General features: G+C 68.2%; 12 protein-coding genes. 7 read left to right on the plus strand and 5 right to left on the minus strand.

Going from position 1 to position 13,368, the window contains the following annotated elements:
• Window positions 1-182: 182 nt before the first annotated feature.
• The 3 genes from KBX71_RS01780 to KBX71_RS01790 all read left to right on the plus strand — a co-directional run bounded on the left by KBX71_RS01780 (window position 183) and on the right by KBX71_RS01790 (window position 3,556).
• Window positions 183-1,754, plus strand: coding sequence for a carboxypeptidase-like regulatory domain-containing protein (locus KBX71_RS01780; protein ID WP_210816168.1), 1,572 nt, complete (start codon window positions 183-185; stop codon window positions 1,752-1,754).
• A gap of 152 nt (window positions 1,755-1,906) precedes the next feature.
• Window positions 1,907-2,686, plus strand: coding sequence for an Ig domain-containing protein (locus KBX71_RS01785; protein ID WP_247682720.1), 780 nt, complete (start codon window positions 1,907-1,909; stop codon window positions 2,684-2,686).
• Between the two features lie 462 nt (window positions 2,687-3,148).
• Window positions 3,149-3,556: a nitroreductase family deazaflavin-dependent oxidoreductase gene (locus KBX71_RS01790; protein ID WP_210816170.1), complete on the plus strand. Its 408-nt coding sequence runs from the start codon at window positions 3,149-3,151 to the stop codon at window positions 3,554-3,556.
• Window positions 3,557-3,653: 97 nt separating this feature from the next.
• On the opposite strand, the gene KBX71_RS01795 is transcribed toward KBX71_RS01790, so the two are convergent.
• Window positions 3,654-4,100: an SAM-dependent methyltransferase gene (locus KBX71_RS01795; protein ID WP_307846913.1), complete on the minus strand. Its 447-nt coding sequence runs from the start codon at window positions 4,098-4,100 to the stop codon at window positions 3,654-3,656.
• Between the two features lie 286 nt (window positions 4,101-4,386).
• On the opposite strand from KBX71_RS01795, the gene KBX71_RS01800 reads away from it, so the two are divergent.
• On the plus strand, window positions 4,387-5,094 hold the full coding sequence (locus tag KBX71_RS01800) for a hypothetical protein (protein ID WP_210816171.1): 708 nt from the start codon (window positions 4,387-4,389) through the stop codon (window positions 5,092-5,094).
• A 198-nt stretch (window positions 5,095-5,292) separates the two neighbouring features.
• On the opposite strand, the gene KBX71_RS01805 is transcribed toward KBX71_RS01800, so the two are convergent.
• Complete coding sequence (locus KBX71_RS01805) at window positions 5,293-6,120, minus strand: SAM-dependent methyltransferase (RefSeq protein WP_210816172.1); 828 nt, start codon at window positions 6,118-6,120, stop codon at window positions 5,293-5,295.
• Between the two features lie 130 nt (window positions 6,121-6,250).
• Entirely contained in the window at window positions 6,251-8,011 is a 1,761-nt protein-coding gene (locus tag KBX71_RS01810; RefSeq protein WP_210816173.1) for a DUF1996 domain-containing protein, read from the minus strand.
• A 228-nt stretch (window positions 8,012-8,239) separates the two neighbouring features.
• Here KBX71_RS01810 and KBX71_RS01815 point away from each other — a divergent pair, with 228 nt between their 5' ends.
• Complete coding sequence (locus tag KBX71_RS01815; RefSeq protein ID WP_210816174.1) at window positions 8,240-9,403, plus strand: cellulose binding domain-containing protein; 1,164 nt, start codon at window positions 8,240-8,242, stop codon at window positions 9,401-9,403.
• Between the two features lie 9 nt (window positions 9,404-9,412).
• Entirely contained in the window at window positions 9,413-10,555 is a 1,143-nt protein-coding gene (locus KBX71_RS01820; RefSeq protein ID WP_307846914.1) for a glycosyl hydrolase 53 family protein, read from the plus strand.
• An 84-nt stretch (window positions 10,556-10,639) separates the two neighbouring features.
• Here the strand turns inward: KBX71_RS01820 and KBX71_RS01825 are convergent, their stop codons facing one another.
• Window positions 10,640-11,647, minus strand: coding sequence for a zinc-dependent alcohol dehydrogenase family protein (locus KBX71_RS01825; RefSeq protein WP_210816175.1), 1,008 nt, complete (start codon window positions 11,645-11,647; stop codon window positions 10,640-10,642).
• A gap of 122 nt (window positions 11,648-11,769) precedes the next feature.
• Window positions 11,770-12,120 (minus strand): helix-turn-helix domain-containing protein, encoded by a 351-nt coding sequence (locus KBX71_RS01830; RefSeq protein WP_307846916.1) that lies wholly within the window; start codon window positions 12,118-12,120, stop codon window positions 11,770-11,772.
• Between the two features lie 186 nt (window positions 12,121-12,306).
• Here KBX71_RS01830 and KBX71_RS01835 point away from each other — a divergent pair, with 186 nt between their 5' ends.
• Entirely contained in the window at window positions 12,307-13,308 is a 1,002-nt protein-coding gene (locus tag KBX71_RS01835; protein WP_307846918.1) for an aldo/keto reductase, read from the plus strand.
• The last annotated feature ends 60 nt before the right edge of the window (window positions 13,309-13,368 follow it).

The raw sequence follows: 13,368 nt of genomic DNA on the forward strand, positions 1-13,368 counted from the left end.
AAGGCCCACTGTGGATCATGCTGTTCGTGGTTACACCCGGACCGTCCGGAGCGGCCCGCAGTTGTCCCCAAAATCGACACTGTCCGTGTTTATCACCTGACTTGTAGTGGTGGAAATCGTGGCTAGGCTGCCCTGACGTGCGCGAGCGAGCCGGGCTTGCCGATTCCGGAGGTGCCACCACGATGGACAGTCGAGTAGCACGTCCCACCAGATCTACCGGAACTCTCCTGTTGGCGGCGCTGAGCGCGCTGTTGCTGCTCGGGGTCGACGCGGTGCTGGGTCCGGTCGCGCCGGTCCGGGCCGGTGGCGCCGCCGCGACCGTCAGCGGCACCCTGACCGAACGGTCCGGCCGACCGGCCGGCCAGGTCAGGGTCACCCTCGCGCCGGACTCCGGAGCCGAGCATCCGACCTACTCGACCACCACCGACCGGGCCGGCCGGTGGCGGGTGTCCGGGGTGTCGGCTGGGCGCTACCGGATCACCAACCAGTTGCCCGGCGTGTTCCGGCCCCGCTACTACCCGAGTCGGCTCGGGTTCCCCTGGGGAGCTGTCACCGTCCCGGCCCGTGGGCGGCTCGTCGTCAACGACGTGCTACCTCCGGCCGGCCGGATCCGGTTCGTCGCGGCCGACGCGGCCACCGGCGCCGAGGTGCGGGACTTCTGTGTGCAGGACCCGCTGGAGCTCGGCTTCATCTGCACCAACGCCGCCGGAATCTTCCCGAACGGGTACCTCGACCTGGAGGTGCCGCCCGGCCGCTACCGGTTCACCGGCAACGCGAACGACGGCGTACACGAGGGCGGGATGGTCGAGGCGACCGCGGTCGCCGGGCGGGTGACCCACGCGACGCTGCCGGTCCAGCCGCCCGGCAACGAACTGCGTGTGACGCTGCGGGACCGGGCGACCGGCGCGCCGGTGCCCAACACGGGAATCATCGCCATCTCGGTGGACAAGCGGTTCCCCGACATCTATGACGCCAACGAGATCTCCGACGAGAACGGGGTGGTGCGGTTCCGGAGCCTCTACCCGGACCGGTACAACATCTGGGCCGGCGGCTCGGCCAACGGGCACGGCGCGCAGTGGGTCGGCCCGAACGGTGGCACCGGCGACCGGGCCAAGGCAGTGGTGGTCGAGCCGGGGGCCGGGATCACCACGCTGCCCGACATCCTGCTGGACCGGGCGGGGTCGATCACCGGGTCGATCACCGACGCGGTCACCGGCCAGCCGGTGTCGGTGACCGTCGCGCTGACGACCTACGACCCGTTCTGGTACGAGACCACCTGGAAGGTTTCCGGCAACGGCTCGTACACCTTCAACGGGCTCGGCCCGTACGAGTGGTCGCTGGCGTTCATCCCACCGGGCAACGGCGGCGCCAACAGCGTCTACGCCACCCAGTGGTCCGGTGGGGCGCCGAACAGCGTCAAATCGACCCGGATCAAGGTCGTCGCCGGCGGCACCACCGTGGCGAACGAGCGGATGCGCGCCGGTACCCCCGTCTCCGGCCAAGCCAACGGCCTTCCGGTGTACGGCTACAGCTACCCCGTCTACGTCTACAACGCCGACACCGGCGACATCGTCGCGGTCGACGAGAACGTCGAGGACGGCCGGTACGACGCCCGGCTCCTGCCTGGCCAGCGGGTCCGCTTCTGCCTGCACGCCGACCGCTGCCACCCGGACTACGTCCGGCAGGTCGACGCGTCCGCCATCCGGGTGGGCACCTCGCCGTTCACAGTCAACTTTCCCGGCAGGCGGGGCTGAGCCGGGACGGGCACCGGCGCCGCCCCGCGTACCCGGTCCGGGCCGACGAAGCGCCGCACGGCCACGTTGGTCCTCGCCGAGGGAGCGGCGCCGGTCGAGCCCCGATGGCTCGGCCATTGCTGACGCCGACGCCTCCATGCGACCATCCATCGATGGATGTAAAACTCTTGCGTCGCAACAGATCCCGCCTACTGATGACCATGGCAGCGACTGTCATCGTCATCGCATCCCTGGGTTTCGCCGCACCGGCGTCCGCCGCGGCTTCCGACGGTCACTACTGTGGTTGGATCTCGCCGGACAGCCCACCGGGCAAGACTGAAAATCCCAAGATCATCAACTTCTCCGCATCTGTCCTGTGCGACGGTCCAGTGCGACGCGTCGACCTCACCGTGGAGTTGCTCTACCACGGGCTGGTCCCCGGCCCTGGCCAAACAGTGAACGGCCGTACAGAGGTTTGGCAGAACACCAACGGAACCCTGTTCGGTCTTGGCGTCAACAGCCCGGGCACGCTCTGCGAGTCGGGCTACTACTCGGGTCGAGCGACCGCCACCGTCCAATTCCTTTCGGGGACTCCGGAGTTCATCACCAGAACAGCGGAGTCTCAGCCGGTGTCGCTGACGTGCCCGCCACCGGATATCCCCGTACCCCCGCCGAGCGGGGCGGTGACGGTCACCAACCCGGGCACCCAGAGCTCGCTCAAGCCGGACACCGTGGCGCTGCAGATGCAGGCCACCGGCGGGAGCGGGTCGTACACCTGGTCGGCGACCGGCTTGCCTCCTGGGCTGGCCATCAACCCCTCGACCGGCCGGATCAGCGGCACACTCAGCACCATAGGCAGCTACACCGTCACGGTCACGGCCGATGGAGGCGGACAGGGCAGTACCACCTTCAGCTGGAGGGTCAGAAAAGACTCCCCCTGCACTCGCTGTTGACCAGCTGCCCCTATGGGGAAGCTCTGGCAGAAAGGAGACGGCGTAGCGTCTGCGGTTCCGGGCCAGTCCTCCTCCCCATCCCCCTCGCCGCGGGTTGAAGAGGAGCAATCCCCACAACCGCATTCTTAGCCCCATTCCGCTACCCAGAACGCGCTGCCGAACTCGCCCCAGAGGCGGAAGCGCGCAGTTCGGCCGATCGCCGCCAGGGCGTGACGAGGCCCTCCGTGCGCAGGAGTACGACGACGCCGAGCAACTCGGCCCGATCGAGCAAACGAATGCGGAGCCAGCCGCGCCCATGATCCACCGGCAAGCATCCGGCACAGCTGACCGCCGCTAGCGTTCCTCAAGCGGCGAGGGAGATCGAACCCAAGTGAGCGGCTGCTGCCTTCCCAAGCAAGCAGTGGGCGCCCGAGACTGTCAGAATCGTGTTGACGGAGCCGGTGCGCGGGGCGAGGAGAAGGCATGAGTGACTGGAACGACAAGATAATCGCTGAGTTTCGCGCCAACGGTGGGCAGGTCGGCGGTCAGTTCGCTGGCGCGCCGCTGCTGCTGTTGCACACGGTCGGGGCCAAGAGCGGCCAGCCCCGCGTGAACCCGATGATGTACCAGAAGGTGGATGGCGGCTACGCCGTGTTCGCGTCCAAGGCCGGTGCGCCCACCAATCCCGACTGGTACCACAACCTGCTCGCCAACCCACAGGCCCAGGCGGAGATCGGCACGGACAAGGTCGAGCTGGTCGCCAGAGTTGCCGCCGGCGACGAACGGGAAAGGATCTGGAGCGCGCAGAAGGCCGCGTATCCAGGTTTCGCCGACTACGAGCGGAAGACCACCCGCCAGATCCCAGTCGTCGTACTGGAACCTGCGTCGTAAGGAGTCAGCCGGCGGGAGGCGTCCGGCAGGACCGCGTACTGACGAGTGGGTCCGTCGACGGGCGCTCCCGTCGACGGACCTCACCGCATGACGGCGCCTACGGTTTGCGGGCGAGGAGCCCGACGAATGTGTGATAGGTGTCGGTCTGCACAGTGGCCGGTGCGTCCGGCTCCGGGCGCCACTCGGCCAGCGGCACCAGCCCCGGCTCCAGCAGCGTCAGCCCTTCGGTGAACGAGAGGATCTCCTCGTCGGTACGCCAGCGGCCGGTGCCCAGCGACTCGTTGAAGATCCGCTCGACCTCGCGGGCCTTGCGGGAGCCCTCGGGGTCTCGCTCAGCCGGGTCGCGGAAGTGCGAGATCGCCACGTAGCTGCCGGAGGGCAGCTGGTCGATCAACGCCGCTGCCACTGCCTTCGGGTCCTCGTCGTCGCCGAGGTGGTGCAGGATCGCGAAGAGCAACAGCCCGATCGGCCGGTCGAAGTCGAGGAAGCGACGTACGTCCGGATGGTTGAGGACATGCTCTGGATACCGGCTGGCGTGCTGCACCGCCGCTTCCTCGGATGGACCAGGGAGGCCGACCAAGCCCTGCCACCAGTACAGCAGCGATGTACAGCGACCGTGCCAGTCGAACCTGCAACACCTCGCCGGTGACCTACGACTACTGGTCTATCTCGACCTGCCAGCCGTCGACGATGGGGCGCTGCCGAGGGGTTCAGGTTTCGAGCCCCAAAGTTCGGCCGATACCGCCAAGTCACAGTCCCATCCGCGCCGCATCGAAAGACGTTGACCGAGATCATTTTGCTGGCTAGGTTAGGCGCCCTGTGATGTCCTGATGACGGGGGCTGGAATGTTCGTCGGATCAACCTTGGGTGCGCGCACCCGTCTCACTCGCCGTGGTGCTGCCGCGCTGGTCGCGTCGCTGGCGCTGGCCGCCGGTTCGATGCTGGTGGCACCGCCTGCATCGGCGGCCGTCCGAGGACCGTCTGGGACGAAGGCGGCTCTTCAGCCAGCAATCAGCTTCCCGGACGGGGACGGTGTCGCCGAAGGTGGCCAGATTGTCGTCAGGTTCGATGCGAACGGCGACACCAGGGTGACCAAGTTCCGGTACAGCGTCGACAACACGCACCTGGGCAGCGCGGTCCGCGCGGCTTCGGACGGTACGGCCAGTGTGACGATCGACGTCGGCAGCGTGATGGGCGAGCGGCCGATATACGCGGTGGCGGTCGACCGCCGCGGCCGGCTGAGTCCCATGACGCAGGGAAGCTTTACGGTGTCCGCCACCTGGAACCTTGAGGGTCAGGCGCTCGACATGACCACCTGGCTGCCGTTGGAGGGGGCGACAATTCGACTGGAGCCAGCTGGGATCGAGGTTCTGACTGGCCCTGATGGTGTCTTCCGGTTCGCTGTCGACCCGGGCCTGTACAACCTCGTCGGCACCTACGCTGGCCCGCCCAGCCTCTATGGCAGCAGCCAGCAGTTCGAGCTTGACCACCAGAAGTTGTACTTCGACCTGTACCTGTACCCGGACTCCGGGAGCTGACGACCAGCCTGCACGGTGATGGATTGAGATGGCCCTGGCGCTCAGCGCCAGGGCCATCTTTTTGCCAATAGGCGGAGAAGGGCGGCTGGCCGGCCGAAGTGGACGGCAGCCGCCGAGATGTGTCAGGCAGGACCGCGTACTGACGAGTGGGTCCGTCGACGGGCGCTCCCGTCGACGGACCTCACCGCATGACGGCGCCTACGGTTTGCGGGCGAGGAGCCCGACGAATGTGTGATAGGTGTCGGTCTGCACAGTGGCCGGTGCGTCCGGCTCCGGGCGCCACTCGGCCAGCGGCACCAGCCCCGGCTCCAGCAGCGTCAGCCCTTCGGTGAACGAGAGGATCTCCTCGTCGGTACGCCAGCGGCCGGTGCCCAGCGACTCGTTGAAGATCCGCTCGACCTCGCGGGCCTTGCGGGAGCCCTCGGGGTCTCGCTCAGCCGGGTCGCGGAAGTGCGAGATCGCCACGTAGCTGCCGGAGGGCAGCTGGTCGATCAACGCCGCTGCCACTGCCTTCGGGTCCTCGTCGTCGCCGAGGTGGTGCAGGATCGCGAAGAGCAACAGCCCGATCGGCCGGTCGAAGTCGAGGAAGCGACGTACGTCCGGATGGTTGAGGATTTCCTGCGGCTCCCGGATGTCCGCCTGGATCACCGTCGCGGTGCCCTCAGCGGCGAGCAGGGCCCGTCCGTGTGCCAGGACAATCGGATCATTGTCGACGTACACCACTTGAGCCTTTGGGTTCTGCTCGGTGGCGACCTCGTGCACGTTGCCCTGTGTGGGCAGCCCCGACCCGATGTCGAGGAACTGGTCGATGCCCGCCTCGCTGACGAGGTAGCGAATCACTCGACGCAGAAAGGCGCGGTTGGCCTGGCCGGCCGCCGGCCCGTCCGGTGTGATCCGCAGGGCGTGCTCGGCGACCTTTCGGTCGACCTCGAAGTTGTCCTTGCCGCCCAGGAAGAAGTCATAGACCCGGGCAACGCTGGGAATGTTGGGGTCGATGCCGGGGGGTGCCGCCTTGTCGCGGGTCACAGGCGTCTCCATTCGATGGGGATTGGCGCAGGCTGAGGTCTGCGGGCGGTGCCGGCGTTGCGGCGAGTGTAGCGATCGGAAGGGCTGAATTTTGCCCCACTGGTATCGCTCCCAGCGATGCGATCCCGGGTCAGGAGCAGTTCTTGCCCTTGTTGATGCAGGTGACGATGCGTTGCATGGTCTGGGCTGAGTTGACGTTGACGAAGTCGTTGTGGTCGGAGAAGGGGTTGTGGTTCTCCTCGGGGAAGGAGTCGAGGGCGTACTGACCTTTGACCTGCACGTTGCGGGCGATGTCGTAGGCCACGGTGATCCGCAGTTGCGGGATCGCCTGGAAGCCCTGCGGGCAGGCGCCGGTGGCCTTGTCGGCGAATGCGACGTGGTTGCGGTGGTTGTCGCTGTCGATGTTCTTGCCGTCCCAGCAGCCGGGGAAATCCTGTACGCGCTGTACCTGGCTACCGGCGGGGCAGATCGGGTACTTGTCGGAGAGCCGGTCGGCGAAGCCCGAGCAGGTCCAGGTGGCGCGGGCGTTGGCCGGACCACGGCTGGTGGGCTTGGCGTCGCCGGTGAGGGCGCGGAGGAACTTCGGCATCGGCACCACCTTGCTGGTGGGGTTGCCGCGGTACTCGATCAGGACCTGCGCCGGGCGGACGATGCCGCCGGTGTTGCCGGGCAGCTCGAAGTTGGGTCCCTGCGGATCGGGGAGCGCGGCGGGGGTGGTGGGTGCGCTGCTCGGCGCCGCCGGGGTGCTGGGGGCCTGGTCCAGCGTGCAGGGGGCGAACGCTTCGAGACCCTGCGGGCGGGGGGCTTGCCGCCCGATCGCGGTGGCGATCCGGTCGAGCACGGCGAGCCGCTTGGCGCGCAGCGGTCCGAGGATGGCGTTGTCGACGAAGGCCGGGCCGCCCTGGCCGCGGCTGGTGACGAGGCGTTCGTTGGCCTCGGAGATCTGCCGGTCGAGGTCGTCGAGGTTGCGGTTCACTTCGGCGAGCGCCCGATCGGGTACGCCCGGCAACTTGTCCCGCACGGTGGGGCACTGGATCCGTGGGTTCGCCGCCTGGGCGGCGTTGACGCTCGCACGGTGGGCGCTGCCGGGCATCCGGGCGTGCATGTCGTCGTAGCTGACGTCACACTCGACAAGTGAGACCAGGCCGGGTTGGTTGCCGCCGGCGGCGGTGATCGTGGTGCTGATCTGCTTGATCATCGCGGCGCGGCGGGCCCGCAGCGAATCGATGACCTCCCGGTTGAATCCGGCGTCGATGCGGCCGCGGCTGGCGGTCATCCGCTGGTTCGCGGCGGCCTGCTGGCGGTCCAGTTCGGCCAGCAGGCGGTCGACGGTGTTGCGGGCGCCGGTGGGGACGGCTCGCAGCCGTTTGCCGACCGAGGGGCAGACCACCATCGGTTGGGTCTGGGCGAGGGCCTGCTGGACCTGCTTGCCGCTGCGGACGGTCTTGTCGATGCGCACCACCGGCCAGAAGTAGGACGACTTGTCGCCGTTGCGGCAGGTGGTGCCGGAGGCGTCCAGATCGGCGTTGGACGAGTTCGCGGTGATGGCCAGGTTGCCGACGAAGTCATGGACGTGTTCGGCGCCGTTGCGGATGCCGGGCTGGGCCACCGGGTTGTCCGGGCTGAACTTGCCATTGCCGTTCGTGCCGCAGTCGACGGTGAACCGGCCGGTCGACGCACCGGCGGCCGGCCTCGGGTTCTGCACGTTCGGCGGCACGTTCTCGATCGACACGAACTGATCCAGGCTGGTGGCGGCGTCTGCGGTGCCCTTGCCGCCACTGGAGACGAAGGTGGCGGTGAGCGCACCGGTGGCCGCCAGCACGAGCGCGACCATGGCGAGCCTGGCCGGCCGGGTCTGGACCAGCGCGGTCCCGTTCTTTCTGCGGTTCATCGGAATCTCCTCAAAGCCGGAAACGGCTCCGGTGATGTGCTGTCTCCACTCGGTACGGGCCGGCGCACTGTCAACGGTCAACGGTCGGAGGGCACGTCATCGTTCGGTAAGAAGTCCCGGCGGGCCTGTCCACGACGCACGGCGACGATCCACCACGAGTCGGGCCGGTCGCCGACCGAGGCGTGAGATATGTTGGCGATCATCGATCTACCGCTGCATGGTCGACGTATGACAGGCGTGTCCTCGTCCTCGCTGTTCCGCCGTTTGCGGCCGGGTCTGCTGGCCGCCGCCGTGCTGTCGACGGCGGTGCTCGGCACCGCCCTGAGCGCCGCACCGGCGGCCGACGCCGCAGCGCCCGCCGCGTACCCGGGGGTCATCCCGGCGCCTCGTGCGGCCGCGGTGTCCGTCGCAGAACCGACCGGAACCGCGCCGCCAACGCCGCCCAGCACGCCGAGCACCTCGCCCGTCCCGCCGGGTGCGCCCACGAACCTGACCGCCAGCGAGGTCCGGAGCGCGTCGGTCACCCTCACCTGGACGGCAGCCGCGCCCGGCTGCTGCGCCATCGCCGGGTACGACATCACGTACTACCAGGAGTTCGGCGACATCGTCTTCAGCGCCAGCGTCGGGGCCGTCACCAGCACCACGATCACCAGCCACCTTGGGTCGGGCCAGCAGTACACGTTCCGATTGATCGCCCGGGACAGCCTCGGACAAGGCTCGAACTGGTCGAACGCGCTGACCGTGGTCACCCCGGTGACGGACACCGGCCCGGACACCACCCCGCCGGCCGCGCCGCAGAACCTGACCGTCGGCGAGGTGACCGCCTCGACCGGCACGTTGTCCTGGTCGCCGTCGACGGACAACGTCGGCGTGCTCGGGTACAACGTCTACCGGTTCGACGGCTGGTTCACCTCGCAACTGGTCGCCACCGTGCCGGGTACGACGTACACGACTGACCTACCTGCATCGACGTCGCTGCGCAACCAGTACTACGTGCGGGCCCGGGATGCGGTGGGCAACGTGTCGATCGCGTCCAACACGGTCACCTTGCCCACGACGCCCCCGCCGCCCTCGACCTGCCGGGTGACCTACCGAAACGAGTCCGAGTGGCAGGGCGGTTTCGTGGCCACGGCGACTGTCCACAACGCCGGGGCGGCACCGATAGACGGCTGGGCCGTCACCTTCAGCTTCCCGGGAGACCAGCAGGTCACCTCGGCGTGGAACGCCACGATCGGCCAGACCGGGACCACCGTGACCGCTCGTAACGTCGACTGGAACCGCGTCCTCGCGCCAAACGGCTCCGCGACCTTCGGCGTCCAGGGGCGGTGGAGCGCCAGCGACGCGCCGCCGACCGCCTTCTCGCTGAACGACGCCACCTGCACCGTGGGCTGAAGGAGCCTCGTGAACACACACTCGGCCGCACCCCACCATCGCCGCCCCAGGGCCCTGCTCGGGGCTGTCACGGCCGGCATCCTCGTCGTCGCCGCCACGCTCGGCGGCGCGCCCGCGCCCGTCTCCGCCGCGAACACGCTCACCATGCGAGGCGCCGACGTCTCCTCGTTGCAGCGCAGCCTGGATCTGGGCGCCAAGTACTACGACGCCAACGGCGTCGCCCGCGACCCACTGGACATCTTGAAGTCCGTCGGCGTCAACTACGTCCGGCTGCGCGTGTGGAACAACCCGATCAGCGGCTACAACAACAAGAGCGGGGTGTTGGCCCAGGCCAGGGTGGCCAGGGCCAAGGGCCTGAAGGTGCTCATCGACTTCCACTACTCCGACACCTGGGCCGACCCGGGCAAGCAGTACAAGCCGGCGGCCTGGGCAGGCCACAGCCTGAGCCAGCTGCGTACCGACGTCTACACCTTCACCTACGACGTCTGCTCAAGCCTGCGGGGGCAGGGCACCCCACCGGACAGCGTGCAGATCGGCAACGAGATCAACGTCGGAATGCTGTGGAACGAGGGCAAGGTCGTCAACAACGACTTCGCCCCGCTGGCCGGTCTGCTGAAGCAGGGCTACAACGCGACAAAGGCGTGCGGCAGCGGCATCCCGGTGATGATCCATACCGCCAACGCCGACAGCAACGCCAACGCCCGATGGTTCTACGACGGCATCCGCGCCCAGGGTGTGCAGTGGGACATCACCGCCCAGTCGTACTACTGCGTGTGGCACGGCAGCCTGTCGAACCTCTACAACAACATCGTCGACCTGCGCGGGCGCTACGGCAAGCCGGTGGTGATCGTGGAGACCGCGTACCCCTTCACCCGGAACAACGCGGACAGCGAGCCGAACGTCATCGGCGACGCGACCTGTGACGGCATCAGCGCGACCTGGTCCGGGCAGGCCCAGGAGTTCGACTGGGTGCAGAACACGGCCCGCAACGCGGGCGCCATCGGTGTCTTCTACTGGGAACCGACCTGGTATGCCGTCCGCGGCAACGGCTGGGACCCGGCCAACATCAACGGCACCGGAAACGGGTGGGACAACATGGCCGTCTTCGACTGGTCCGGGCGGGTGAACCCGGGCGTACGCTGGACGCCCTGACCCTGCGCCGGACGCGCGGCGACGGCGGAGTCGCGATGGGGGACGATGGCCACGCAATCGTCCGATCACTCCATCGGCGCCGGCTCAGGCCGTGGAGTCGTCGTGGGTGACGGTGATGACGATCTTGCCGACCTGGCCGTTGGCCGCCATGTAGCGGTGGGCCTCGCCGATCTCCGTGAGATCGAAGATGCGATCGACGACCGGGGAGATGGCGCCGGAGGCGAGCCCAGCGTTGACGAAGGCGACGGCGCGGCGCAGGCGCTCCGGGTTCATCGTGATCTCGAAGAGGGTGTAGGTGCTGCTGTTCAGCGCCGGGTAGGACTGCGCGTTGGGCAGCGGGGTGGGGCGGGGGTCGAGGGCTCCGTAGACCACCAGGAAACCGTCGGGGGCGATGCCCAGGGCGAGGGTCTCGACGCCGGGCCCGGCGATCGGGTCGAACGCCAGGCGGACGCCCTCACCGCCGGTGATTTCCTTGATGCGGGCAGGAAGGTCCTCGTCGTCGGTGACGATGACGTGGGCCGCTCCGGCGTCCAGCAGGCGCTGCTTCTTGCCGGAGGCGCGCGTGGTGGCGATCGGAATCGCGCCCAGGTGGTTGGCGAGTTGGATGGCGGCCAGGCCGACGCTGCTGGAGGCCGCCGCGATCAGTACATGGTCGCCGGGGCGCACCTTTCCGGACTCGATGAAGGGCCCGTACGCGGTGATGTAGGCCATCCAGACGGCCGCCGCCTGGGCGGGCTCGACGTGGGTCGGGCGAGGCACGACAGCCGAGGCCGGAATGACGACGTGGGTGCCGTACGTGCCGTACCTGCTCTGCAGGAACGCCGGCACGACGCTGACCGCGTCGCCCTCGGCGAGGCCGTCCACACCCTCACCGACCGCCTCGATCACGCCGGCGGCCTCGTAGCCGAGCGTGGAGGGGAACACGGGCTGGTCGAAGTAGACGCCGTCGCGGTACATGATTTCGGCCCGGTTCAGGCCGATGGCGTCGACGCGGATCCGGACCTCGCCCGCGCCGGGTGCGACCACCTCGACGTCGTTCAGGGTGAGAACCTCGGGGCCACCGAGCCGGTCGAACTGTACGAGTTTTGCCACTGTGCATCAGTCCTAGCGGTAGGAGTCAGGGGAGCGGCGCCGAATGTGCCGCTGGTCCTCACGCTACCGCTAATCTCGATGGTGATCAAACTACGACCGCAGTCGTAATAGGGGCCGCCAGCTCAGGCCGACCCCGCCCGGGGTTCGGTGCCGGCGGCGGCCACCACCGCCGAGAGTAGGCCGGGAAAGCGGCTGTCGATCTCGTCCGTGCGCAGCGCGTTCATCTTGGTTGTCCCGACGTAGTACTGGCGGATCACGCCAGCCTCGCGCAACGTGTTGAAATGGTGCGTCAGAGTCGAAACCGACACGGGCGTCTCGAACGTGCCGCAGCTCATGTCCCTGCCGTTGCTGGCCAACTGGCACACCACCGCCCGTCGCACCGGATCCGCCAGCGCCTCCATGACCTGCTGGAGGGAAACCTCGGACAGCTCGGGGTGCTCCACGATCCGGGCGGCACTACGAGGGCGGGGCACGGCAACTCCTTGGAACGGGCGCATCACAACCCACCCATCGTACGACGCTGATCAAAGTAACCCGGAGGTGATCGTCGCCCTGCTGAGCCGGGGATAGGCAGAACGCCGATAACGGCGCTGATCTGCCGCAGGCTGGTGATGAGCGATCGGAAGGCGCTTCGTGGCATCTAGGGAAGAGAGACCAACGTGATCTTGCAGAAACATGCGATCGGTGGTCAAGGGCTGGTGGCCTCGGTCGAGGGGCTCGGCACCATGGGCATGACCGCGATGTACGGCACCCCGGACGACGCCGAGTCCGCCGCCACCGTTCACCGCGCACTCGAACTAGGCGTGACCCTGTTCGACACCGCCGACATGTACGGCCCGCTCAGCGGGGAGGAACTGCTCGGCCGGGCGGTGAGAGGGCGTCGCCACCAGGCCGTCATCGCGACCAAGTTCGGCGGTGTGACGCTCGACAGTGCCGGCAGCATCATCGGCGGCGCCAACGGGCAACCCGACTACGTGCGCAAGTCGCTCGACGGATCGCTGCGTCGGCTCGGCACCGACTACATCGACCTGTACTTCCAGCACCGGGTCGACCCGAACGTGCCGGTCGAGGAGACCTTCGGCGCCCTCGGCGAACTCGTCACCGAAGGCAAGATCCGCTACCTCGGGATCAGCGAGGCGTCGCCGGAGAGCATCCGCGCCGCGCACGCCACCGCCCCGCTGTCGGCGGTGCAGACCGAGTACTCGCTGTTCACTCGCAACGTGGAGACCAACGGCGTGCTCGACACGGTGCGTGAACTGGGCATCGGGTTCATGGCGTACGCCCCGTTGGGCCGCGGTTTCCTCACCGGCTCAGTTCGTAGTCTCGAAGACCTGCCCGAGAACGACTGGCGTCGTACCTGGCCCCGGTTCGCTGAGGAGAACCTGCGGCAGAACCTGCTCCTGGTGGATCGGATCCGCGCCATCGCGGAACAGGCGGGTGTCACGCCCGGCCAGCTCGCGTTGGCCTGGGTACTGGCCCAAGGTGACCACATCACCGCAATTCCCGGCACCAAGCGTCGTACGTACCTGGAGGAGAACGTCGCCGCCGCGCAGCTCAAGATCGATGCTGGCCTGCTCGATGAACTCAGCGCCGCTGCTCCGGTAGGTGCCGCCGTCGGGGACCGCTATGCCGGCCCGGCCATGGCAGCAATCCAGGAGTAGCGTCCGAGACCCACGGGATCTTCGCGGTGCCACCAGCACTGCTGTGGCACCGCGACCCGG

The organism is Micromonospora sp. D93, from assembly GCF_018070365.1.
Classification (GTDB): domain Bacteria; phylum Actinomycetota; class Actinomycetes; order Mycobacteriales; family Micromonosporaceae; genus Micromonospora; species Micromonospora ureilytica.

Coding starts and splice junctions, on each gene's coding strand:
- KBX71_RS01815 (WP_210816174.1), top strand. CDS start 8,240: ATGACAGGCGTGTCCTCGTCCTCGCTGTTCCGCCGTTTGCGGCCGGGT.
- KBX71_RS01790 (WP_210816170.1), top strand. CDS start 3,149: ATGAGTGACTGGAACGACAAGATAATCGCTGAGTTTCGCGCCAACGGT.
- KBX71_RS01785 (WP_247682720.1), top strand. CDS start 1,907: ATGGATGTAAAACTCTTGCGTCGCAACAGATCCCGCCTACTGATGACC.
- KBX71_RS01780 (WP_210816168.1), top strand. CDS start 183: ATGGACAGTCGAGTAGCACGTCCCACCAGATCTACCGGAACTCTCCTG.
- KBX71_RS01810 (WP_210816173.1), bottom strand. CDS start 8,011: ATGAACCGCAGAAAGAACGGGACCGCGCTGGTCCAGACCCGGCCGGCC.
- KBX71_RS01800 (WP_210816171.1), top strand. CDS start 4,387: ATGACGGGGGCTGGAATGTTCGTCGGATCAACCTTGGGTGCGCGCACC.